This window comes from Burkholderia sp. Bp8992, from assembly GCF_003853705.1.
Lineage (GTDB): Bacteria > Pseudomonadota > Gammaproteobacteria > Burkholderiales > Burkholderiaceae > Burkholderia.
On record NZ_QTQI01000004.1, the window covers coordinates 287,184 to 311,435 of the forward strand.

Genomic DNA, 24,252 nt, shown 5'->3' on the forward strand with positions numbered 1-24,252 from the left:
TGTTACGCCGCGTATTTTTAAAAAGCGTGGTGTCACGCGTCGGAAAACTCGGCCCACTGCCATGCGTCCGGCGCAGCCAGCAGCGCATCGACCAGCCGGAAATTCATCTCGTGGCTCGGCCGCAACGCGCTCACGCGCGCCAGCAGCGGCGCGCCCGCCAGCGCGAGATCGCCGACCAGGTCGAGCACGCGGTGCCGGACGAATTCCTCCGGCAGCCGCATCCCGCCCAGCACGCGATTGCCGACGATGGACGCGGTGCACGACGGCCGCGCGCCGCGCAGGATCGGCACACCGCGCAGATAGCCTGCGACGATCGCCGGCACGGCCCACTTCACACGCCCGTACGAGCGCGACGGCGCGATTTCGGTTTCGAACGCAGCCGGCGTGAGCGCGCCGTCCCAATGCATGTCGCCGAAGCCGCGCAGGTCGTTGCGCACGCTCAGCTCGTAACGCGGCGCCGGCTCGATCCGCATCTCGCGCCGCTGGTCGCCGTCACCGTCCGTGACGACGACGGGCCGCAGCACGCGGATGAAGCGCTTCGGCGCATCGAGCGCGACGCGGCCGCACGCGCGGATCGCGTCGACCCACGGCGTTGCGCTGCCATCGAGAATCGGCACTTCCTCCGCATCGAGTTCGACGATCGCATGATCGATCTCGCACGCGAGCAGCGACGCGAGCAGATGCTCGATCGTGCGCACGCCGACGCCATCGGCATTGCGCAGCATCGTGCAGAGCGGCTGCGCGCGGCGCAGCGCGGGATCGACCGGCAGCGTCGCAAGCGTGCGCCCGTGCTCGATGCGACGGAACGCGATGCCCGTCACGCCGTCTTCCGGACGCGCGGGCAGAATCCGCACACCGACCCGGCGCCCCGTGTGCAACCCGTGCCCGTCGATCGTCAGCGGACGTGCCAGCGTGCCCTGACGCGCCGCCCAGCCGGCCGGCGCGCTCACCGCGCGACCTCGAGCGTCGGCGACGCATGCCCGGCGACAGGCGCCTGCGGTGTATCGAGCATCGCGCGCGCTTCGCCGTCGATCGCATGCTTCGCGGCGAGCGCCGCGACGGCCTCGTGCGCGGCATCGGTTGCCGACGCGCCATCGCAACCCGCATCGGCCGACGCGCCGATCGAATCGACGATGCGCGCGGCCAGCGTCGTCACCGACGCGCCCTCGGCAATCGCCATCACCGACAGCTTGACCTCGAACGCTTCCTCGACCGCGAGACCGAGTTCCATCCCCATCAGCGAATCCATGCCCATGTCGAGCACCGACTTGTCGAGCGCGATGCGATCGGGCGTCATGTGCAGGATCCGCGCGATCTGCGCCTGCAGCGTCCGCGCCACCAGCGCGACCGCTTCGTCGCGCGGCAACGCGAGCACCTCTTCGCGCAGCTGCGTGCCGCCGTCGCGCGCATCGCCGCCGCTCGCGTTCGATTGCAGCAGCGAATACCGGCGCGCCTTCGCGGCCGGCATGCCGCGCGCGACCGCGTGCCAGTCGAGCCGGACCACGGCTTCGCCGGCCGCGCCCGCGACCAGCGTGCGCTCGAGTGCAACCATCGCCTCGTCGGACGTGATCGACGCACCGCCGATCCGCGACTGCAGCGCTTCACGTGTATCGGCGTGGCGCGCGAGGAAACCGACGTCCTCGAGCGGCCCCCAGGCCATGAACGTGCCCGGCAACCCTGCCGCGCGGCGATGTTCGACGAGCGCTTCCAGGAACGTGTTGGCCGCGACGTAGTTCGACTGCCCCGGATTGCCGAGATAGGTCGTCGCCGACGAATAGACCACGAACAGGTCGAGCGGCAGCCCGCGCGTCGCGCGATGCAGGTTCCATGCGCCGGCCACCTTCGGTGCGAGCACCGCGGCCATGCGTGCATCGTCGAGATTGCGCACGAGGCCGTCGTCGATCGCCATCGCGGAATGCAGCACGCCCTTCAGCGGCGCGCCACGCCGGACGATCGCGGCAATCATCGCGTCGACCGCCGCGGCATCGGTCACGTCGCACGACACGACGTCGACGGTGACGCCCAGCACGTCGCGCCAGCATGCGACTTCGTCGCATGCCGCGGCGGCGAGTTCGCCGGAGCGGCTCGCCAGCGTCAGCCGGCGTGCGCCGCGCTCGACCATCCAGCGCGCGCTCGCGAAACCGAGCCCGCCCGTGCCGCCGACCACCAGGTACGCGCCGTGCGGATCGAGCACGAGCGAACCCGCGCCCGCGACGCCGCGCGTCGGCGCCGGCGTGCCGGACGGATAGGTCACGAGCACCTTGCCGATCTGGCGCGCCTGCTGCATGTAGCGGAATGCATCCTCGGCCCGTTCGGCGGGGAACGCGCGATACGGCAGCGGATGCAGCACGCCTGCCGCGAACAGCGCCATCACTTCGCCGAACAGGCGTTCGGTCAGCTCCGGCAACGCGCCCATCAACTGGTCGGCATCGATGCCGAAATAGCTGATGTTGTTGCGGAACGGCCGCAGCCCGATATGGCTGTTCTCGTAGAAATCCCGCTTGCCGAGCTCGAGGAAACGGCCGAACGGACGCAGCGTGTCGATGCTGCGCACCATCGCTTCACCGGCCAGCGAGTTCAGCACGATGTCGATGCCCTGCCCGCCAGTCATCGCGCGGATCTCGTCCGCGAACGCGAGGCTGCGCGAATCGAGCACGTGGTCGGCGCCGAGCAGGCGCACGAACTCGCGCTTCTCGTCGCTGCCGGCCGTCGCGAACACTTCCGCGCCGAAGTGGCGCGCGAGCTGGATCGCGGCGATCCCGACGCCGCCCGCGCCGCCGTGCACGAGCACGCGTTCGCCGCGGCGCAGCCGCGCGAGTTCGACGAGCGCGTAATACGCAGTGAAGAACGTGGTCGGCACGGTCGCCGCTTCCTCGAACGACAGGCGTTCGGGCTTCAGCGCGATCGCCTGCGCGCGCGTCCTGACGCGCGTCGCGAACGATGCCGGCGCGAAGCCGAGCACCGCGTCGCCCGGCGCAAATGCGGTCACGGCGGGGCCGACCCGCACGACGCGGCCGGACAGCTCCATGCCGATCGTCGCGCCCGCGAAGCCGGTCTCGACCGCTTCATCGGACAGGAGCCCCATCGCATACATCACGTCGCGGAAATTCAGCCCGGTGGCAACCGGCTCGATTTCCACCTCGTCCTCGCCCAGCGCGCTTTCGGGCAACGCAAACCATTCGAGATTGCGCAACGAGCCCGGTGCGTCGAACGCGAGCACCGACGCGCGTGCGATCGCGCCATCGTCGCGAGCCGCCGCCTGTGCAGCCGTCAGCATGCGCGGCACCAGCCGCCCGCGTGCGCTCAGGACGACTTCTTCCTCGACCGCCGAGCCGGTCAGCTCGCGAATCAGCGCATCGGGAATCCCGGCCGCCGCGCGATCGACGTCGATCAGGCGGCACGCGAGTTCGGGATGCTCGTTCGCGAGTACGCGACCGAGGCCCCACAGCGTCGCCTGCTCCGGGTGCGCATTCGCGGCCCCGGCAAACGGCGCGCCGCCGCGCGTGACGACGGTCAATCGCGTGGCCGCGTGCGGCTGCGCACCGAGCGCGCGGACGAGTGCCGCCAGCGCGATCGCGCCGTAACGTTGCGCGGCCATCAGGCCGTCGCCCGTCGCGGCTTCCGCGAGCGGCGTCTCCGGTGCGCAGAACACGACGTGCGCCGGCTGCCCGGACGGCAGCGACGCGATCGCGTCGGCCGCATGCGTGATGTCCACGATATCGGCCGGATAGCCCGCCAGCGCAAGCGCATCGGCCAGTTGCCCGGCGAAACCGTTGAGCGCATCCGGCGCGTGCATCACGAGCCATTGTTCGTTGCGTGCCAGCGTATCGAGATCGCTCGGGTCGCCGCCACGTTGAGCGGCGATCGTGCTCGCGGGATTGCGCGCGACGACGAACGTCGGCGTGCCGTCCAGATCGAGCGACTGCTCGACATGCCGCACGACGTCGACGTAGCCCGCGCGTGCGAGTGCCGCCTCGAGATCAGCCGGTGCCAGCGGCGCGGGCGCATCGACTTCCGTCGACGCCGCCTGCGGGGCGAACACGATGTCGGAGAAGCGGCCGCGGCGCGATTCGGCCAGCAGCAGCAATCCGCCCGGCGCCAGCCATGACCGCATCGCATTCAGCGCATCAATCACATCGTGACGGCCGCTCAACGCACGGTTCGCGACGATCAGGTCGTAAGGCCCGGCATCGTCGGCCGACAGCGACAGCCGCTCGCCCGATTGCAGTGCCACCGTGCGCACCGCCACTTCCGCGTCCGTATCGAACCCGGCCAGCTGGCCGGCCGTCGCGGCGATCGTGTGATCGCAGCGCGCGGCCGCGAGATGCATGCCGAGCGTCTGCAGCACGTCGCCGTCCGTCGCGCCCAGTTCGAGCACGCGCAGCCGGCGCGCCGGCTGCCACGCGTCCACCGCCTGCTCGACGCCGGCCGTCAGCAGTGCGTGCACGTGCTGCCAGGTCGGCGATGCGGCAAGGAGTTGCTCGACCAGGCTGTGCCCGGTCGGCGACAGCCAGCGGGTGCCGTCCTTCGCGCCGCTCAGCACGTCGCGCAACGCCGCGCCGCAATGCGCAAGCAACGTCAGCTCGGCCACGTGCCCCGGCGATTCGGCCAGCAGCCCGCGCCACAGCTCGTCGAGCGGCGGCAACGCCGCGCACGCCGCGTCGTCGCGCACGAGGTGCGCGCCGTCGCGATGAGCCAAGCCGTCTTCGACGAGCATGTCGGCAAGACGTGCCGCCAGCGCCGCGCGCCCGGGCGCCGGCTGCCATGCAGCAGCGAATGCGCCGAGCGCATCGAATGCACGCAGCACGTAGAGGCTCGCGAGCACATCGAGCAGCGGCAGGATTTCGGTCAGATGCTGTGTGCGGCGGCCATCGTCTTCGGCCGTATCGAGCCGGGCGACCGCTTGCGCGAGCAGCGCGTCGGGCGCCGGCAGGCCCGCGGCATCGACGTCGCCCGGCAGCGGCACCTCTTCGAGGCGGTACACGAAGCGCGCGGGCAGGTTCTGCCGGCGGCCGACGAGATCGACGCGCCGGAACCGGCAAGCGCCGAGCCGCGCGACGATCGCGCCCTGCGCGTCGAGGAATTCGAAATGCGCGACGACCGAATGCGGGCTGCGCCGGTCGATCCGCGCGAGCACGCGCGCGACCGTATCGCCGCGCAGATAGTCGACCCGGCCGATCTGCACCGGCACATAAGCCGGATGTTCACCGTCGCGCGCGTGCGCGGCAAGCAGCGCGAACAGCGGATGAAACCCGCTGTCCATCAGCGCCGGATGCAGCAGATAGGCGGACAGCGCCCGTGCATCGCCGCATGCGGCGGGTGCCGAGACGTCGGCCAGCGCCGCATCGTCGCCCGCGGCGACCCGCACGGTGCGGACCCAGCGGAACGCCGGCCCGTACGTGAGGCCGATCGCCGCGGTGTTCGCGTACAGCGTGTCGCCGTCGGCGGCCGGCAGCGCGAGCAGGCGCTCCAGCGTGCCGGACGGCACGACGCGCGCCGCGCCGAGCGCGCTGCCGCTTTCCAGCATCCGCCCCGTCACGTTCAGCGTCCATGCGCCGTCGGACATCCGGTCGCGCGTCTCGATCGTGAAGGTCGCGGTGCGCGGCTCGATCACGAGCCGGAACAGCTTCGCCTGCTGCGGCTGGAACACGACCGGTGTGCGGATCTCGACGTTTTCGAGTGCCGCGTCCGTCGTGTCGAAGAACGTGCGCGCCGCGGCGAGCGCCATTTCCACATAACCCGCGCCCGGGAATGCCACGCCGCCATCGACCACGTGATCGGCCAGCATCGGCAGCTTCGCCGGATCGAGCTGGTTTTCCCAGCCGAACGCATGTTCGTGCAGGCGATAGCCGAGCAGCGGATGTTCGCGGCGGCGATTGACGAGGCCGTAGCCTTCGACGGTCGGCGTCAGCCAGAAGCGGTCGCGCTGCCACGGATAGGACGGCAATGCCGCACGCGACGTGCCCGGTGCAAAGCGGTCGGGATCGACGCTCGCGCCGTGCGCGATCGCCGCGAGAATCGCCTGCCGCAGCGTCGCCGCGCTGCCGTGATCGCGCTTGAGCGTCGGCAGCACCGCGCCGGTCGCGCCGGCTACGGCGAACGCCTGCTTCACGTACGTGCGCAGGATCGAATGCGGCGACACTTCGACGAACAGCCGGACGCCCTGCTCGATCAGGTATGCGATGCCGTCGCCGAAGCGCACGGGCTCGCGGATATTGCGCCACCAGTAACGCGCGTCGAGCTTGGTGCCGGAAAGCGCGCCGCCGGTCACGGTCGACACGAACGCGCCGTTGCCCGGTTGCGGTCGCAGGCTGGCCAGTTCGGCCAGCACGACCGGCTCGATGCGATCCATGTGGCTGCTGTGGAACGCATAGTCGAGATCCAGCATCTGGAAGAACTTGCCGCTGCCGCGCAGCGCCGCCTCCAGCGCCTGCAAACCCTGCAGTTCGCCCGCGAGCGTGACGGCATCGGGACTGTTGATGCCGGCGATCTCGACCCGGCGCGCGAGCCCGTGGCGCGCGATCAGCTCGCGTGCCGCCGCATCGCCGATGCCGACGGCCGCCATCCGGCCGCTGCCGCGTGTCATCGCCTGCGCGCGGCTGCGGATCTTGATCACGCGCACCGCGTCGGCGAGCGACAGCGCGCCCGTCACCCACGCCGCGGCGATTTCGCCGACGCTATGGCCGATCGCCGCGTCGTAACGCATCCCGCGCGCATCGATCACGCGGATCATGCCGACCTGGATCGCGAACAGCAGCGGTTGCGCGTTCTCCGTCGCGGCGAGCCATTCGGCGCCCGCGCCGGCCAGCCATTCCGCGCTCGGGCCGCCGCGCATTACGTCGACGAGCGACGGGCTGCCGTCGGCACACCACAGCGCATCGACTTCGTCGAGCGCCGCGCGGAAGACGGCGTTCTCCGCATAGAGTTCGTTGCCCATTCCGACCCACTGGCAACCGTTGCCCGAGAACACGAGCGCGGTGCGCAGCGCGTCGGCGGGTGCCTGGCCGGTTGCCACGCAGGCCGGCAGGCCTTCCTGTGCCGGTTGGGCCAGTGCGGCAAGCGCCGCGCGGCCTTCGGCCACGTCGGCCGGTGCGACGATCGCGCGATGTTCGAGCCATTGGCGGCGACGCGCGGCCGCGGCGGCAAGCGCCTGCCAGTCGCCGCCGTTGTCGAGCATCGCCAGATAGCGGCCCGCGAGTGCGCCGAGCGCAGTCGCGCTGCGCGCGGTCAGCGCGAGCGGAGACAATTGCGTTTGAACCGGCTCGGGCGCTGCCGTCGACACGTCGTTTGCGACCGGCGCCTCGGTCAGCACGACGTGTGCATTCGTGCCGCCGAAGCCGAACGAGTTGACGCCAACCGTCAGCGGCGCGTCGCCCGCGTCGAGCGGCATGTAGCGATCGACGACGCGCAGGCGCCCGCCGTCGAAATCGATGCCGGGATTGGGCGTGACGAAGTGCAGCGAGCGCGGCACCGCGCGATGCTTCAGGCACAGCACGGCCTTCAGCAGGCCGGCCATGCCGGAAGCCGTTTCGAGGTGGCCGATGTTGGTCTTCACCGAACCGATGAGCAGCGGACGGTCCGCCGGGCGCTCGCCCGACACGACGTCGATCAGCGCGCGCGCCTCGATCGGATCGCCGACTGCCGTGCCGGTGCCGTGCGCCTCGAGGTAGGCGAGCGACTGCGGATCGATGCCGGCGCGCGCGTACACGCTGCGCAGCAGCGACGCTTGCGCGGCCGCGCCCGGCACGCTGATGCCGCCCGGCGAATGGCCCACGGAGTTCACGCCGGAGCCGGCGATGACTGCATGGATCGTGTCGCCGTCGGCGAGTGCGCGATCCAGCGGCTTGAGCAGCACGAATGCGCCGCCTTCCGAGCGCACATAGCCGTCGCCGGTCGCATCGAACGCGCGGCAACGGCCGCGCGGCGACAGCATCGACGCCTTGGAGAAGCTGACGAAACCGAACGGATGCAGCAGCAGGTTGACGCCGCCCGCGAGCGCCATCTCGGCTTCGCCGGACTGCAACGCCTTGACGGCCTGGTGGAGTGCGACGAGCGACGACGAGCAGGCCGTGTCGACGGACATGCTCGGGCCGCGCAGGTCGAACAAGTAGGACACGCGGTTCGACGCGATGCTCAGGGTGTTGCCGGTCGCCGAATACGGATCGATCACGTTCAGATCGTCCATGTTGCGGTTGCCGTAATCCATGCTGGCGGCGCCGACGAAGACGCCGCAGTTGCTGCCGCGCATGTCGGCCGGGCGCACGCCCGCGTCTTCGAACGCTTCCCACGCGAGTTCGAGCAGCAGGCGCTGCTGAGGGTCCATCTGGGCCGCTTCGCGCGGGGAAATGCCGAAGAACGCGGCGTCGAAGCCGGCGACGTTGTCGACCACGCCGGCCGCGAACGTATAGCTCTTGCCCGGTTCGCGCTTGGACGGGTGCTGGTAGAAATCGGTGCCGAAGCGGTCGGCGGGGATTTCGGTCACTGCGTCGCGTTCGTCGCGCAGGAGTTGCCAGAAGTCGCCAAGATTGTTAGCGCTCCCGGGAAACCGACAAGCCACCCCAATTATTGCAATCTTACTGTTCATCTTTTATGTCGCTTTCTCGGATGCGTGCGGTTCTTCCGCGCGATTTCCGTCATCTTGTACCACATGCAAAAGTACCGAACCGAGCTCTTCGGCTGCCAGATTCCGGCATTCGGGAGTGTCTGTGCCGTAATTTCGCCAAATGAAGTAGTCGCTGTGTTGCGGGGTAACGCCCAGCTTCTGGAAAACATGAGGCAATGCGGGAACATGGTCGCCGTAAAAACAAACGACTGTTTCACGATCGCGGGTACGCAAATAATCGAGCAAGCGCCCGATCATTGCGTCTGCATTTTCAATGTGCCGCAGATATGCAGTCAGGTCGCGCCAGCAGGCATCTTCGCCAAGAGTATGCCTCGAAGACGATTCTCCAGGCAAAACCTGCTCGAGATGCAATGGGCCGTGGTTTTCCATCGTCATTGCGAAGATGAAGCGCGGCTCGCTCCGCGGTTCGTCCAGTACATCGATGACGGCATCCAGTACGGCCGAATCGGCAATATAGGGTCCGGCTCGCGGGGCGTCGGCAAAGCTTTCAATATCCCGAAATATGTCGAATCCGAGCAGCGGAAAGACCCGATTCCTTCCGAAGAAGTCCGCATAGTACGGATGAATCGCGACAGTCGTATAACCGCCGCGCCAAAACCAGGCTGCAATCGTTGTACACGCGCGCCGTACGAAAGCGTAGGGGTAGAAACGGGCGTAGCCGAGACGCGCAGACGTCACTCCGCTCAGCATCGCAAACTCTGTACGCATCGTGTTCGCTCCCCAGGCCGGCACGAGCAGTTCACCGTGGTAGCTGGATTCCCGGCGCGCAATGTCCAGATTGCGGTAGTTCGCCGAATCGATCGCCGAGCCAAGACGCCTCGCGTCGAAATACGATTCGCTCTGGATCACGATCACATCAGGGCCCGCAGTCGGCGCGCCCGATGCGAACGGACCTGTCCGGGCAGCCTCTTCGAATGCGCGCAGCGTCGCGGGACGCAGGCCGTTCAGCAGATACGCAACGAATACGGCAAAAAATCCATGCCGCTGTTGGTCCGCGCCGGCATCCAGCGTAAGCGGCAAGCGTTTCGCCAACCAACAGGTCATGACCGCGGACGCCACGAGGAGCGCCATAACCGGCCGGAGCCCCCCGTCGAACGGCCGCTCAGCGAAGAAGCCGCTCAGCAGCGCCGCGACGCCAATTACGATTCCGATCACCTTGCCGACGCTCAGAAACGGCAGGTATAAGCGGGGATGGGCGAACAACTGGCTGAACAGACTCAGATCGGTAAAAACAAACGGCTCACGCAGCGACTCATACTTTGCATTGCTCACCGTTGCCAACAGGCCGACCAGCGCGACCGCAATGCAGGCGGAAAACAGGAGACGCCGGGTCACGATCAGCATCGCACCGGTCAAAAGCATGAGCGCGAAGACATGCAACATGAGTGCAATACCGGAACGTCGTCGCGCACGGGGTAGCGCAACCGCGTCCAGCGCGAACGACGCGCCGAGCGCGGCCGCGAGCGACAGGCTAACGCTCAAGCTAGCGCTCCCGTCCCGGCAGATAAGACAGTCGGCCAAGTATCGCATCGCCCAGCCGCGCCGGCAGCAGCGTCAACAAGCTCATGCCGAGCGCGAGCATCCCCGGAAACGCAATGACGGCCCGCCGCGCAGCCAGTTTCCGGCGAATATGGCCAGCGGCCCTGTCTGCCGACCACATGAACGGCTTGCCCCCTGGAAAGACGTCACTCATCGCGGTCCTGACGAAACCGGGCAACACGATCGCAAGATGCACGCCTTTCCGCGCCAGCAGGGGCCGCACCGAATCGCCGTACGCCTTGAGTGCGGCCTTGCTTGCGCAATAAGCGGGCGAAATCGCCATGCCGCGTATCGCAGCAATGGAACTCACCAGCCCGATCTGTCCGCTCCGACGCTCCCGCATGCGCGCGATCACCGGCAGTACCGCATGCATCGCCCCGTAGAAATTGGTGTCGACGACTGCCGCCATGCGATCAAGCTCCTCCCAATCGCTATCCGAATCGAGCGTACTGGCCACCCCGGCGTTAGCAATCAGCAGGTCTATCGGATAAGTGTCGTCGAACTGCCATAACCACGCTCGCATCGCCTCGGCGTCTCGCACGTCGACCTGTGCCGTGACAACCCTCGCGCCGAGCGCGCGACAGGCATCGGCGCAGGCATCGAGTCGTCGTACGTCCCGACCAACGAGCCCCAATACCACACCGGGCGCCGCATAGACGGTCGCGAGCGAACGCCCGATGCCGGCACTTGCGCCGGTAATGACAACGTGACGAGGCGCCGCACTACCCATGCGCGGCCTCGAGACGAACAACTGCTCCGGCAACCGCCATTTCGATGCCCGTGCGTGTATAGAAGTCGCCGTTGATCTGTGTGTGATGGACCACGTAGTCCAGAAACGCCTGGTACAGGTTCATGTCGGGCGGAGGCGCGTCTGGCCAGAAGTCGTCGAGCTCACCCTGCCATGTCAGTCCCGGCATGTTGTAGATCGCCGTACCGAGCGCGATCAACGGGCGGCGATGATGCAGGGCCGAAAGCCCGACGGTGCTGTTAACGACGACGACCGCACGTGCATGTTCGAGCAGGGTGGGCAAGTGACCGGCGTTGATGAACCGCAAACGGTCGGCCACGGCGAACTCGTGCGCAAGTTTCATCGCGTATTGGCGATAATCGACGAGCCCCGTGTCGAGCGGGTGGTTCTTGATGACGAGCCACGTATCCGCCGGCGCGTGGCGGGCGAATGATCGAATTACCTTGGCGATCGCGTCGCGGACACCGTCAAACGGTGAATGAACAATTATCTGCGCATCCGAATTCAACTGGAGCGGGAAGAGATAGTACCGTTGGCCGACGTTGAGGAGCTCGCGCGTCACGTGCTCGGCGTCACGATGATGGCGGCCCTGGCAAAGTGCGCGCGTGGCAAGACCAGCGTATTCCATGATGCCGTTTCTCGGGCGGTGGCTGCGGTAATGTGGGAACCGTGCCGCGTAAAGCATGTTCGCCGCGCGATAACGGATATCGTGATACGCGCGCTCGCTGAGGTTGTAACCGGTGGACTCGCCGACCGGGCTTGGCGGAATCATGCCCCGCTGGTCGAGGTACCAGGCCGGATCGCGCGGCAGCGACGAACGTCCGTTAACCCCGCCTCTCTCGAGAGTGAGCCAATGAGGACGGACATAGCCCTCTTCAAAAACATGGACCCGCAGGCCGAACGTCTGCGAAACCGGATGCATATGGCGGTGAATTTCACGACAATCGCCGAACATGATGACGTCTGTGAATTCACCTGCTCGCGTGATCTCCGTGTACCAGTCGGACAAGTCGTTCGGCTTGCCGTCGTAGTCCCACGCATGTTTCGCTCCGCTGTACAGGAGATCCCCGCCACAAAAATTCACCTTGCGTACCGCATGTCCGCGTTCCCGCAAAGCCGCAGAAAGGTGACTGAAAAACGGCGAGGCCGTCCCTTGCAGGACAAGGAATGAGCGAGGCATCTGGTCTGGTCAAACGGCGCATAAGGCCCCCTCGAAATACAGCGGTGACGCCCGCGATGCTTCGATGCAATAAGCCTGTAATGGTTATATGAGGTTCGTGGTCCCGGCAAGGATCGAAGAATACCTCATTACAGCTGAAATCAATATAGGAATGGCGAAAAATGCGGCAAGATGTGGTCACAATCACAACACGATGGCGTCTTGCACATCCGGTGGCTATAATCAGCGGCCTTGGCATGATCTGCGCGTATCTGCCGCAGAGATATGTGCCAACCGAGCACGGCGGCACCCTACTGCGACGAGGCGTCCCTGAGCGCACCAGCAGGCTGCCAACCCGTTTGAAACGTTCTCCGTAGAGTTGGCGACACATTTTTACGGATATTTTTTGCCCTTCGTCACGAGAACGCCACAAAGTGGTGAACCGTGCAAAGGGACCAAACAGCCTGGAAAAGAGTTGGATAACGTATCTAGCAGGACGGCGACATCGGGATCGCCAACAGGAACCAAGAAAGGCCTGATAGAGCAGATCAAGAAGATCAATCGGCTCTTTGCGCTAACGGTGCTCGTGCCCACCACGATCGCAACGGTCTATTATGGGCTTGTGGCATCTGATGTCTATGTTTCGGAATCGCGTTTCGTAGTCCGCAGCCCCCAACGACAAAACCAGACAAGCGTAGTCGGCGCTCTGCTTCAAGGCACCGGGTTCTCACGGGCCCAAGATGACACTTACCCCGTAGTCGACTATATTCAGTCACGCGATGCACTTGCCGAGTTGAATCGCGGTAACTATATCCTTAATTCCTACTCGAATCGGGGCGACATTATTAGCCGATTCAACACAAGCTTCGACGATAGCTTCGAAGCCTTGTGGAAATACTACGGCAAGCACGTCGTATCGGTGGAGTTTGATTCCACGTCTGCAATTACTACGCTGCAAGTTCGAGCGTTTACGTCGAAAGACGCTGAAAAGATAAACCAGACGCTTCTGGAAATCAGCGAGCGCCTCGTAAACCGGATGAACCAGCGGGCAGCGGCGGATACCGTAGAGTTTGCCCAGCGTGAGGTCAACCAGGCCGCGGCAAAGGCAAAGGATGCTGCAGCGGCACTGGCAGCCTACCGAAACTCATACACTGTGTTCGATCCAGAGAAGCAATCCGCGCTACAGCTCCAGCAGGTAACCAGCCTGCAATCGCAGATGTTCGCCGCGCAAACGCAGCTCATGCAACTGCAGTCCATTTCACCGCAAAACCCGCAAATTCCGGTGTTAAAGACGAACATCGAATCGATGCAGAAACAGATTCAGATTGCAACCGGTGGGGTAACTGGTGGCAAGGATTCGCTTTCACAGAAGGCCGCGAACTATGCGCGATTGCAGCTCGATGCGCAATTCGCGGACAAGCAACTTGCTTCGGCGATGACTGCATTGGAAAGCGCTCGAGGCGAAGCGGAACGGAAACAGCTTTATCTGGAAAGATTGGTGCAACCGAATGCACCGGATGTGGCAATAGAGCCCAAGCGACTTAAGTCCGTATTCGAGGTGTTCGCATTGGGAATGATCGCCTGGGGCGTCCTGAGCCTGCTGCTCGCCGGCGTGCGGGAACACCACGATTAAGGACAGGCATCTTGCATCACGACACCCCCTTGCTGAGGTCGCTGCAAATTCAGTTGCGCGTGGTCGGTGCGCTGTTAATGCGCGAGATTCTCACACGGTACGGGAGGCACAACGTCGGCTTCTTGTGGATTTTCTTCGAGCCGATGATGTTCACGCTGGGGATTCTTGGACTTTGGACCGCCACGAAAGCAACCCATGGGTCCAACCTCCCGATTACTGCCTTTGCAGTAACCGGATATTCATCAGTGCTATTGTGGCGCAATTGTGCAAACCGGTGTGCGCTCGCAATCGAGCCAAACCAGGCGCTGCTCTATCACCGGAACGTGCGTGTAATTGATCTTTTCATTGCGCGAGTAGCGCTCGAAATCACTGGCACTACGATTTCCTTTGTATTTCTAACCATCGTCTTCATGACGCTGGGGATGATGTCGGCACCTCAAGATCTGACGCTTATCATCGGTGGCTGGATACATTTGGCAATCTTCGGCAGCTCGCTCGGATTCATTATCGGCGCGTTAAGCGAGCGCAGCGAGGCTGCTGACCGGGTCTGGCATACGGTCGCTTACCTGCTCTTCCCGCTATCCGGCGCACTCTTCATGGTGGAGTGGTTGCCGCCCGCCTTTCAGAAAGTCGTCTTGCTGTTACCCATGGTTCACGGCGCGGAAATGCTACGTGCAGGATATTTCGGCACACTCGTAAAAGCGCACTACGATATCCGTTATATGGTCTGGTGCGATTTGGCGCTGCTGTTCATCGGCCTTTCTCTCGTAAAAGATGCAAGCAAGCGGGTTGAACCGGAATGATCGAGCTCGTCGACGTCAGTAAGGATTACCACACCCGACAGGGTCGTCGCCGTGTGCTGGATACGATCAACCTGCAGGTGCGAACCGGCGAGAAAATCGGCATTCTCGGCCGCAACGGCGCAGGAAAATCAACCATGATCCGCATGATCAGTGGCGCCGAATTGCCGACCGAAGGCAAGATTCGCCGCAACATGAGCGTTTCGTGGCCCCTTGCATTTGGTGGCGCGTTCCAGGGCAGCCTGACCGGCATGGACAACCTGCGGTTCATTTGCCGTGTGTACGGCGCGGATCCCAAAGCAGCCGAGCCATTCGTCCAGGAATTCTCTGAGCTTGGCTATTATCTGCGCGAACCCGTGAAGAGTTATTCGGCCGGTATGCGTGCGAGACTGGCGTTCGCGATATCGATGGCGATCGAGTTTGATTGTTTTCTGATCGACGAAATTGTGGCGGTGGGCGACAGTCGCTTTCATGACAAGTGCCACCACGAGCTTTTCGAGCGACGGCGAGACAGGTCCCTCATCATTGTGAGCCATGACTCGGGATATATTCGCGAGCACTGTGACCGTGCTGCGGTCCTGGTTCAGGGTAAGCTACACACATTCGACGACATCGAAGACGCCTACACCTTCTATCAAGAAACCGTGGTTTGAAACCGGTCGTTTTCGAATGCATCGCACAATCAGCACGCTAAATGCCGCAACTCTGCAGTGTGCAGCGATATGGTGCGCACCGCGATTCGCGAGTCTCGCAAGGCGTGCCGTCATGGCACTCGCCCCGGCCGAAGGCCCAAATGCCTCGTCAAAAAGGACGCTGCTGATCGACGTGTCGATCATTGCATCGCACGACGCCGGGACCGGCATCCAGCGTGTCGTGAAGTCACTGGCGCTCGATCTGCTCGAATCTCCGCCACCCGGTTTCGAGGTTCGCCTCGTCCGGGCTACAAGGACACAGCCCTATCGCTACGCCAGTGCGTGGCAAGCATCGCTTACCGGATCCAGGGTCGCAAAAGAAGATGAGCACCTTCGCATCTCGAACGGGGATATCTTTCTCGGTCTTGACCTGACCAGCCGCATCTTGCCCCGCCGTCAGGCAGAACTACTTCAATGGCGCACGCAAGGTGTTCGCTGCGCGTTCATTGTTTACGACCTGCTGCCGATTCTTCATCCCGAGTGGTTCACACCTCGCGCGCGCCGTTCGTATCGCCACTGGCTATCAACACTCGCGGTACACGCGGACGCGCTGTTTTGCATCTCGAAATCGGTGTCCGACGAAGTGCGCGATTGTTTGAATCGCCGATTCAGATTCGCGCAGAATGAAATAGCGACGCACTGGTTTCACCTCGGTTCCGCCGCCCCCGTTGATTCGTCGCCGAGACGCGCGGTGAAATCGATAGAGCCGCAGATCTACAGCTCCGGTGGCGCTCCCACCACGCTCATGGTCGGAACGATCGAGCCGCGCAAAGGCCATGCCCAGGTCCTTGACGCGTTCGATCGATTATGGCGCGACGGCTTCGAAGGTTCGCTGGTCATCGCCGGCAAGCCAGGTTGGCAAATTGATTCATTGGCTGAACGCTTGACGCAACATGCGGAAGCCGGAAAACGGCTCTTCTGGCTCTCCGAAGTCGATGACGATGAGTTGGGGCGACTATACACGCAGCTCGATGGACTGTTGATGGCGTCGGAGGCCGAGGGCTTCGGCTTGCCGCTCGTCGAGGCCGCACGGTACGGTATGCCGATATTCGCTCGCGATCTCCCGGTGTTCCGGGAGATCGCCGGCGCGCATGCATCGTTTTTCACCGCGGACAACGGCAGCGAACTTGCTCCGCAGTTGTCTACGTGGCTGACCAAAATCCAGAGTGGCACGGCAATCGCGAGCAACGCGATGAATGTCCAGACCTGGAATGCCAGTGCAAATCAGCTTCGAACGTTGCTGACGTCGTTAGGCTAGTCGGTGAGTCGCCGCCTGCCATGCTCAGGCGAAACGGCGGCAGACATCAAGTGTGCGTTTCGCACATTGGTCCCATGTGGTTACACGCGCAACATCGAGGCCGCGGCCGATTGCGTCGATACGCCACGCGTTGTCGCACAAGACTCGTTCGATCCCGTCTCGTAGAGCGTCGTGATCGTTTGGCTCGACCAGCCACGCAGCGCCATTTGCCACTTCCGGCAGTGACGAATGGTTCGAGGTCAAGGTAGGTACTCCGCTTGCCAGCGCCTCAAGCACGGGCAGGCCGAATCCCTCATAGATCGACGGAAATAGAAACGCCTTGGCACCCGAATAAAGCAGCGGCAGGAACGCCTCATCGGCAAAGCCGAGATACTTCAACCACCCTTCCCTTACGCCTGCGCGGATTTGTTCCTGCAATGCATCACTTAGCCACCCCTTGCTGCCAGCGAGCACCAACGGGTAGGAGGAGCGCAGCGCCAGCGGAATATCGCGGTAAGCATCAAGCAGCCGGTCGATTCGCTTGCGCGGTTCGAGCGTGGAAACGCAAAGCGAATAGCCGCCATGCACGAGGCCATGTTCAAGCAATTGCGCCCCCACTTCTGACGCATCGCGCACGCGAAATTTATCATGGACTCCAAGGCCAATCGCCGTCACGCGTTCAGATGGCCATCCGAAATAGTCGATCACTTCGGCACGCGTAGCATCCGAGTCCGTGATCAAGTGTGTCGCGCGACGCAATGTCGACGCAAAGCTACGCTCGAAGTGCCGGATACGTTCAACGGGATGAGTCTCGGGATACTTGAACACGGAAAGATCGTGCACCGTCACGATGCCACCGTCAACCTGATCGGGCAGGAAGTAATTGGGGGAATGAAATACGTGACCCCGCATTTCGCGCCGTAACCGCCACTGCCGCCAACTCCTCGGCGTTCGCGGAAGACGGAATCTTCCTTTGCGCCCGGAGGTCTTGCCGGACACGGAATCCAGCAGATGGGTCGGATCTTTGACCCAGCGGTCGGCGCAGAAGAAGCGCAACGCATCAAACTCCCCGTGCATCGCCTGGTAGCGGCTCGCGAGCTCCCATGCATATCGACCGATTCCGGTAAGTGGAGGTGCGATAGCGTCTACGGCGAGCGCCAATCTCATGCGGGAGTCTCCAGCATCCAGCGAAGCGTATCGCGTAACGGAATCGCCTCCAACGGGCCGATCGCCTGCTCAAGTTTGATTTTTGAGCCGATCAGCCTTTTCACCTCATTTGCACGTACGAAGGAAGGATTAACCCGGATTTCCGGGCTATACCCGGCCAGTTCGCGCATGATCTCAAGAATGTCCTGCAAAGCGCTCCCCACCCCGCTGCAGACATTAAACGTCTGGCCAGCGAAATCACCATCGAGGAGCCTCATATATGCATTGACGACCACCCGGACATCGGAGAAATCCCGCACCACATGAAGATTCCCGAGCTCGATCACCGGTGCGCGGTCGCGGAAATGCGAAACGATTTTCGGCAATAGAAAATCGATGCTTTGACCAACGCCCGTATAGTTGAATGGTCGCACGATGGTAATGGGCAACCGCCCCTCCCACAGGCGGGCGACATATTCCATCGCAAGCTTGCTAACCGCATAATCGTTGGCCGGTTGCGCACCGACCGACTCGTCAATCACTTCGACGTCAGCGTTACCATAAACATTCGCACTGCTAGCGACCAGCAGCGATCGCGGCGAGCAACCGGACGCAGCTACCGCATCAAGCAGCGTACGCGTACCTAGCACGTTGGTCTGGTAGATCGCATTGACATCGCCATGCGCAACGAATGCGATCGCGGCGAGGTGAACGATGGCGTCGGGCCGTTCCTCGGCAAGAATGTCGGTCAGCTTCGATTTGTCGAGCAAGTCGCACACATGCGTACGCACGCTGGCTGACGGCAAGGGGCGATGGGCGACACCACAAACATCATGCCCTGCGCGAAGCAGCGCGCCAGCAAGGTGGCGCGCCGTGAAGCCGGAGATACCAGTGATCAGAATCCTGGCCATGCGTCAGAATGAAAAGCCAATTTCGTTGCGGCGAATATCCGCCTCGACCATCATTTCGCAAAGCTGCTCGAGCGTGGTGCGGGGTTCCCAACCAAGCTCCGTGCGCGCTTTTGCGGGATCGCCAATCAGCAAATCAACTTCTGCAGGCCGGTAGAACTTCGGGTTGATCTTCACGATCGCCTTGCCAGTCGCAACGTCGACACCCACCTCGTTCTCGTCCTTGCCTTCCCACATGATGTCAAAACCGGCCGCCTTCCCGGCCATGCTGACGAAATCACGAACGGTCTCCGTCCGGTTGGTGGCCAGCACGTATGTGTCCGGCTTGTCCGCCTGAAGCATGCGCCACATTCCTTCGACGTACTCCTTCGCATATCCCCAGTCGCGTTTCGCATCCAGATTCCCGAGCTCGAGGGTGTCAAGCTTGCCGAGGCGAATCTTCGCAATGCTGTCGGTGATCTTTCTCGTTACAAACTCACGGCCGCGCAGCGGTGACTCGTGATTGAAGAGAATTCCGCTGCTGGCGAATATGTTGTAGCTCTCGCGGTAGTTCACCGTCATCCAGTGTGCATACAGCTTCGCCACCCCATACGGGCTGCGCGGATAGAAAGGCGTATCTTCGGTTTGCGGAACGGCTTGCACCTTGCCGAACATTTCCGAGGTGCTGGCTTGATAGAAGCGGATCCCGGGGTTGACGATCCGGATTGCTTCAAGAAGGTGGAGCGCACCGATCCCGGTTATCTCAGCGGTAGTTGCGGGTTGATCAAACGATACCCCAACAAAACTTTGCGCCGCGAGGTTATAAACTTCGGTGGCCTCCGTCTGCTGCAACAATCTTATGCTCGAACCGAGGTCCGTGAGGTCATACTCGACCACATGAAAATCCGGATGTTGAGCGATCCCGAGCTCTTCGACACGCCAAAAATTAACCGAGCTGGTGCGGCGATAAGTTCCAAATACCGTGTAGCCTTGTTCCAGGAGAAGCTTCGCCAGATAGGCCCCATCCTGCCCAGTTACCCCGGTAATGATCGCCTTCTTCATGATTATTCAGACCTCTATAATTCAATTGGTTTATACCGACGTTTGCCTGCGACTTATAAATTCTCTACATCAGATGACATGCGGAATTTATGTACAACCCTCGCGGCCCATTCCGCCGATCATGTAAGACGCATTTTGCATGCTTACAATTCAAGGACCTCGACACAATGGCCATCACAATTGCAGTCGAGCAAGTCGCGCAAATGCGTCGCTCAGCATTCGGCCATCAGATTCTGTCGACCGCGTCATTGGGGCTTACCGCGACGCTGTTCGGCGTGCTTGTGCATCGCTCGCAAATATAAATCGACAAGTTGCCCCGAGATCACAGGCGGCGAGAAGCGTCGCTCATAGGCACGCCGACCTTCGCGGCCGAGAGTAAGTCTCTGCTTGGGGTTCTGAAGCAATTTCACAATGGAACTTGCGAGCTCGTCCGAATTTCCGGGCTCGACAAGCAATCCGCCGTTGCTTTCGCCGAGGATTTCAGGCACACCACCGACTTTGCAACCCACACACGGGACACCGAACATCATCGCCTCGACGTAAATCAAGCCGAACGACTCGAATCGCGAGGGTGCGACAAACAGCGATGCACTCTCGAAAAGGGCATCCACCTCCGAGTCCGAGATCTTTCCGAGAAAGTGGACCTGCTTCGTCAATTCCGGATACCGTCGTGTGAAAATCTGGCGGAACGTTTCTTTCGAACCAGGTGCTGCTATTTGGTCATCACCTGCCAGATTGAAGTGCACATTCGGCAAACGCTTAAGCACCTTCGGAATTGCGTCCAGAAGAACATCAATGCCCTTACGAAGCTCCAAACGCCCCAGGAAGAACACTTCAAGCTTCGGCTGCTCGCGCGCAGGCAATCCGCTTGAGCGATCTTCAAGTGAAAGATTGCAAATTTCGACACTCGACGGATTCATTACAATCTCGTTCCGCGTCTCGATTTCGTCAACGATCGCACGGCTGATAGCGCGAATGGAGTCACATTGGGCCAGGATGAAATTCTCCGCCTCCAACGCCGGCAGAACGAAGTTCTCCATGTGCTCCTTGTCATCGCGCCACTCTGGATGCGATTCCAACGCAATACCAAGTGAAGTCTGAAGACTCACCACCACCGGGAACTCTCCGGAAGTGGTAAATGCAATTGCCTCGTTATCCCAAACCGGGGCTTCCACGACATCGACCTTGTGTCGCGAGTTGATGTTCCGAACCTCGTCGAGCATCGCCCGCGAATAGCACCATTGGCTCGCGTGTACTTTAAACGGAAGATCTGCCGGTTGGTCGTCATACCAACCTGCCGTGAGACGATGTACCCACACCCCATCCTCCCAGTCGATCCGGGCATCGCTTTGCACAAGCGTCAGAACATGGACGATATGACCAAGAGCCGCAAGCGCTCTGGCCTGAACGCCAATGAAGCGAGCAATGCCGGAATCCACCGCGTCGTACTGACGGCACAGCAGCACGACACACAGCTGCGTCTCTCCGGCTGAACGTGTCGCGCTGGCTGGCAAAAAGTCCGACGCATGACTTTCCAGCAAATCCGCGGTTAGATATTTCGCAGGCGCCTGGTACCGCTCAAGCGCGTCATTGCGGGCCTTCACGTAAACAGCCGGAAGGCTCGCAAGCTTCTCCGCAGGAAGTTCGCCGTGCTCGACAAACCACTTTGCGTCTCGAAGATGAGCCTGATAAACGTTCTCACCATGCGTCAGAGCGGCGTCTATACCGACCTGGGGGCTCGCATAGCGTAACGCGAAATACAATGTGTTTTTCAGGATCGGATAGTGATGCACCGTTGCCTTGCGCGCATTTCGCATATGACTCGGCAAGAACTTGTGATGCACCAGCGCATGATCAATCTGTACGACCTTGTACCCTGCATCGATTACCCGAACGCATACATCGGTCTCGTCGAGGAAGTACTCATACTCCTCGTCAAAACCGCCAACTTCGAGCAAGACATCACGCCGGAACGAACTATTCGTTCCGATCAATGCGCTGAATTTGAACGCATGAGGAAAACTGTAGAGATCCGACGGATCATGCTTCTCCTTAGGCCATGCGCTGCCGTATCGGTCACAAATAATATTGGTAGCCTGATAGTCGATACCGGTCTGGTCGAAAACATGACCGCCTACTGCCCCGACATCGTTGCTCGTGTAAGCCGCAAGCAATCGCTCCGCCCAGAAGGGCTCCGGAAAGGCGTCGTCATCGATAAAGGCCACTACATCACCGGAAGACGCAGCAATGCCGATGTTTCTGGACACCGACAAATTGAATTCGGAGCAACGCAAAGTCTTGATTCGACCCGCATATTTCGAAAGAATCTGCTCCGTGTTGTCCGTAGACGGCCCATTCACCACGACGATTTCCATCTGCGGACAAGCCTGCTGAAAAAGCGAGCTGATCGTCTTATCCAGGCTTGTTGCACGGTTACACGTATTAATAACGACAGAGAGTGTCTTCGGATTTGCCCGCATGTTTTACTCGGCTTCCAGTTCCATTTCAAAGCACAGGCCATTCTTGCGACCACGCGCCAGCCATCGGACGGTTTCGAAACCTGCTTCGCGCAACAACATGCTTAACTGATCAGGCATCAGCATGTTGTAGTGAAAATCGCCACCGTAATCCTGCCCACCGAAAAGAACCGTGCGGAAGTGTTCGTATGGATAGGTTCCACGGTAATACTCGGCAAACATGTGCTCGGCATCGGGCACGATCACGTGTAGCGTTCCGCCAGACTTCAAGATCGAGCGCCAATAAGGCAGAACCTCTCTTCGCAACTGCTCTTGCGGAAAGTGCTCGATCAGATGTGCCGCGCGTAGAACCGATACCTCACCATTGCCGAACGGAAGACCAGTAGCCTCGGCGACAATATCTACACCAGGCAATTCGCGGGAATCGACATTGACATGATCAGCCAAAGGAATGTGTCCGCAGCCGACGTTCAGTTTCAACCCCGTAACACGTGCTTCTTCAACTTTTGCTGTATTGATGATTCGCGCCGACACAACGTCAGGCTTATTTGCAAATGCGGCAGCGGCACCGTACTTCAATTCGAACAGAGTTTCCCGTCGAACAAACTCGATTCGGTTATACGCGCGCTGAATCGAAGCACGGATTTCGTCGACACTTTCGTTCAATGCAGCCGCGCCAGCAGCAAGCTGCTCCACGCTGGAAGCATGGTCTCCTGCGCGTGCGGCAAACTCTGCCCGCACGACATTCAATGCATGTTGAATGGCGGCGGACTCACTATCTTGCCTGTCGATCAATTCACAAGCGCCATCAATCCTTGACGCCAACTGACCTCGTTCAAGACTCTCACGGTCGAACTCTTGGGCCAGCCGTGCACATTCGGTGCGAAGCGTTCCAAGTGCACCGTCGACGATGTCGAGGCGCGCCCCCTGCTGTGCGATCCGATGTACCGATTGGTCCAGGCGCTGCACTTCACTTGCCGCACGCAACGTCGAGTGGTCTACCAGTTGCTCAAGCATGCTGACACGCGAATCCACCGCCTGAGCCAGAACGGCGCATTCTTCGACTTTTGCAAGTGCACGCTCCCGTTCTTCGTCCTTCTGTGTCGCGTCGACAAACAGTTTCGCGAATTTTGCGTCGTGCGCCTCGAGCGTCGTGATTGCATGCTCGAGTCTGCCAGAGATACTCGACTTCCAGCCCGGCGTCCCGATTTGTCCGATTTCTTGCTTAAGGGCAATCAGCCGCGTCAACTGGTCACGCATCGTCGCAGGGATCGACGAAGCGAAGTTCTTGAAAGCTTCCAGTTCATGTGCAATCCGCTGAATTTCTGCCGCCAGAACAGAGACAGTCGAGCCGAGTTCGGACGCATCACGTTGCGAAGCCCGCTCCCGTTCGTTGAGCGCATTGACCTCCAACTCCGCCATCCGCCGCTCAATGGCGCGCATTGTCGCAGGAATCGACGAAGCGAAATTCCGGAGCGAATCCAGTTCCTCGGCGAGCCGCTGAACGTCAGCCGCCAGCGTAGCCCGGATCGCATGGATTTCGGACGATTCGCTTTGCGACGAATGCACTTGCCCATTTGCGACCTTACTCTCCAATACCGCCAGTCGACGCTCGACATCGCGCATGTACTGGTGACTTGAATTCACGGTATTGAAGATAGGGTCGAGATCGCGCTGCCGCTCGAGCTGCGTCTCCAGGGCCCCGATTCTGAGGTGGCCTTCGGAAGCCAGTTCGCGTCCTGCTCGAATATCGCGCAACACTGCAGGCGCGTCGCCTACGAGCCAGAAGGCAGCGACGATCGTTCCCAAGACTGGAATTTCCATGACGCGCTCGCCAATGGCGGCGAACTTCATGCCATGCACTCGAGTCCCGAGCTTTCGCGCCTCTGCGCTTCGTGCAATGCTCCGTACGACCGCGAACTTGCTCCTCCCGCTGCCAAGCATCCTGCGATAGTGCTGCCGCCCCTCCGGATCGGGCTCTCTCAGCAAAATCCTTTGGTAGCATTGTTCGATGAGTTGTTCGCCGTTATATGGCAAAAGCTCGGATAGGATTACGGTCTGCATATTCTTGACTCGGAACGCGGATTGTTACGAAAACAGAAGCCGACGCCGACTGAATTTAACTCGCACCAACATTTCTCAAATCAAACCAAATCGAGGAAAACGGATGCGATTAATTCAAGCTGCTGTTTAATAAAAACCTGAACTGACAAAAGGCTCAACCTGCCTTGGATTGCACGCGTGAACGT

General features: G+C 61.6%; 14 protein-coding genes and 1 pseudogene. 4 read left to right on the forward strand and 11 right to left on the reverse strand.

What is annotated here, in order from left to right:
- Positions 1-32: 32 nt before the first annotated feature.
- Genes DIE03_RS08580 through DIE03_RS08600 form a run of 5 tightly spaced genes read right to left on the reverse strand, consistent with a single transcriptional unit; the run spans position 33 to position 12,090 of the window.
- Positions 33-950: a UDP-3-O-acyl N-acetylglycosamine deacetylase gene (locus tag DIE03_RS08580; RefSeq protein ID WP_124449315.1), complete on the reverse strand. Its 918-nt coding sequence runs from the start codon at positions 948-950 to the stop codon at positions 33-35.
- Positions 947-8,584: a type I polyketide synthase gene (locus tag DIE03_RS08585; RefSeq protein WP_124449317.1), complete on the reverse strand. Its 7,638-nt coding sequence runs from the start codon at positions 8,582-8,584 to the stop codon at positions 947-949. Before DIE03_RS08585 ends, DIE03_RS08580 begins: the two co-directional genes overlap by 4 nt.
- Before the next feature lie 3 nt (positions 8,585-8,587).
- The gene (locus DIE03_RS08590) at positions 8,588-10,153 is read right to left on the reverse strand and encodes an LTA synthase family protein (protein WP_124449319.1); all 1,566 of its coding nucleotides are present in this window, start codon (positions 10,151-10,153) and stop codon (positions 8,588-8,590) included.
- Complete coding sequence (locus tag DIE03_RS08595) at positions 10,107-10,892, reverse strand: SDR family oxidoreductase (protein ID WP_124449321.1); 786 nt, start codon at positions 10,890-10,892, stop codon at positions 10,107-10,109. The genes DIE03_RS08590 and DIE03_RS08595 overlap by 47 nt, the downstream gene beginning before the upstream one ends.
- A complete protein-coding gene (locus tag DIE03_RS08600) occupies positions 10,885-12,090 on the reverse strand; it encodes a capsule biosynthesis protein (protein WP_124449323.1) in 1,206 nt (401 codons plus the stop codon). The genes DIE03_RS08595 and DIE03_RS08600 overlap by 8 nt, the downstream gene beginning before the upstream one ends.
- 454 nt (positions 12,091-12,544) lie before the next feature.
- Between DIE03_RS08600 and DIE03_RS08605 the strand changes: the two genes are divergently transcribed.
- The 4 genes from DIE03_RS08605 to DIE03_RS08620 all read left to right on the forward strand — a co-directional run bounded on the left by DIE03_RS08605 (position 12,545) and on the right by DIE03_RS08620 (position 16,452).
- On the forward strand, positions 12,545-13,702 hold the full coding sequence (locus DIE03_RS08605; protein ID WP_124449325.1) for a hypothetical protein: 1,158 nt from the start codon (positions 12,545-12,547) through the stop codon (positions 13,700-13,702).
- A gap of 8 nt (positions 13,703-13,710) precedes the next feature.
- Entirely contained in the window at positions 13,711-14,505 is a 795-nt protein-coding gene (locus DIE03_RS08610) for an ABC transporter permease (protein WP_260434835.1), read from the forward strand.
- Positions 14,502-15,155 (forward strand): ABC transporter ATP-binding protein, encoded by a 654-nt coding sequence (locus tag DIE03_RS08615; protein WP_124449328.1) that lies wholly within the window; start codon positions 14,502-14,504, stop codon positions 15,153-15,155. Before DIE03_RS08610 ends, DIE03_RS08615 begins: the two co-directional genes overlap by 4 nt.
- Before the next feature lie 112 nt (positions 15,156-15,267).
- Entirely contained in the window at positions 15,268-16,452 is a 1,185-nt protein-coding gene (locus DIE03_RS08620) for a glycosyltransferase family 1 protein (RefSeq protein WP_260434830.1), read from the forward strand.
- A gap of 24 nt (positions 16,453-16,476) precedes the next feature.
- Here the strand turns inward: DIE03_RS08620 and DIE03_RS08625 are convergent, their stop codons facing one another.
- The 6 genes and pseudogenes from DIE03_RS08625 to DIE03_RS39055 all read right to left on the reverse strand — a co-directional run.
- Complete coding sequence (locus DIE03_RS08625; RefSeq protein WP_124449332.1) at positions 16,477-17,598, reverse strand: glycosyltransferase family 1 protein; 1,122 nt, start codon at positions 17,596-17,598, stop codon at positions 16,477-16,479.
- Complete coding sequence (locus DIE03_RS08630) at positions 17,595-18,488, reverse strand: NAD-dependent epimerase/dehydratase family protein (protein ID WP_124449334.1); 894 nt, start codon at positions 18,486-18,488, stop codon at positions 17,595-17,597. Before DIE03_RS08630 ends, DIE03_RS08625 begins: the two co-directional genes overlap by 4 nt.
- 3 nt (positions 18,489-18,491) lie before the next feature.
- A complete protein-coding gene (gmd, locus tag DIE03_RS08635; RefSeq protein ID WP_027807947.1) occupies positions 18,492-19,526 on the reverse strand; it encodes a GDP-mannose 4,6-dehydratase in 1,035 nt (344 codons plus the stop codon).
- Positions 19,527-19,771: 245 nt separating this feature from the next.
- Positions 19,772-22,006, reverse strand: coding sequence for a glycosyltransferase (locus tag DIE03_RS08640; RefSeq protein ID WP_124449336.1), 2,235 nt, complete (start codon positions 22,004-22,006; stop codon positions 19,772-19,774).
- A 3-nt stretch (positions 22,007-22,009) separates the two neighbouring features.
- Positions 22,010-23,857, reverse strand: a complete 1,848-nt coding sequence (locus tag DIE03_RS08645) for a hypothetical protein (RefSeq protein WP_260434831.1) — start codon at positions 23,855-23,857, stop codon at positions 22,010-22,012.
- Between the two features lie 33 nt (positions 23,858-23,890).
- Positions 23,891-24,067: pseudogene (locus DIE03_RS39055) on the reverse strand (DUF4214 domain-containing protein); the annotation flags it as partial.
- Positions 24,068-24,252: the final 185 nt, after the last annotated feature.

Coding starts and splice junctions, on each gene's coding strand:
- DIE03_RS08585 (WP_124449317.1), bottom strand. CDS start 8,584: ATGAACAGTAAGATTGCAATAATTGGGGTGGCTTGTCGGTTTCCCGGG.
- DIE03_RS08590 (WP_124449319.1), bottom strand. CDS start 10,153: ATGCGATACTTGGCCGACTGTCTTATCTGCCGGGACGGGAGCGCTAGC.
- DIE03_RS08595 (WP_124449321.1), bottom strand. CDS start 10,892: ATGGGTAGTGCGGCGCCTCGTCACGTTGTCATTACCGGCGCAAGTGCC.
- DIE03_RS08600 (WP_124449323.1), bottom strand. CDS start 12,090: ATGCCTCGCTCATTCCTTGTCCTGCAAGGGACGGCCTCGCCGTTTTTC.
- DIE03_RS08615 (WP_124449328.1), top strand. CDS start 14,502: ATGATCGAGCTCGTCGACGTCAGTAAGGATTACCACACCCGACAGGGT.
- DIE03_RS08620 (WP_260434830.1), top strand. CDS start 15,268: ATGGCACTCGCCCCGGCCGAAGGCCCAAATGCCTCGTCAAAAAGGACG.
- DIE03_RS08625 (WP_124449332.1), bottom strand. CDS start 17,598: ATGAGATTGGCGCTCGCCGTAGACGCTATCGCACCTCCACTTACCGGA.
- DIE03_RS08630 (WP_124449334.1), bottom strand. CDS start 18,488: ATGGCCAGGATTCTGATCACTGGTATCTCCGGCTTCACGGCGCGCCAC.
- gmd (WP_027807947.1), bottom strand. CDS start 19,526: ATGAAGAAGGCGATCATTACCGGGGTAACTGGGCAGGATGGGGCCTAT.
- DIE03_RS08640 (WP_124449336.1), bottom strand. CDS start 22,006: ATGCGGGCAAATCCGAAGACACTCTCTGTCGTTATTAATACGTGTAAC.
- DIE03_RS08645 (WP_260434831.1), bottom strand. CDS start 23,857: ATGAAGTTCGCCGCCATTGGCGAGCGCGTCATGGAAATTCCAGTCTTG.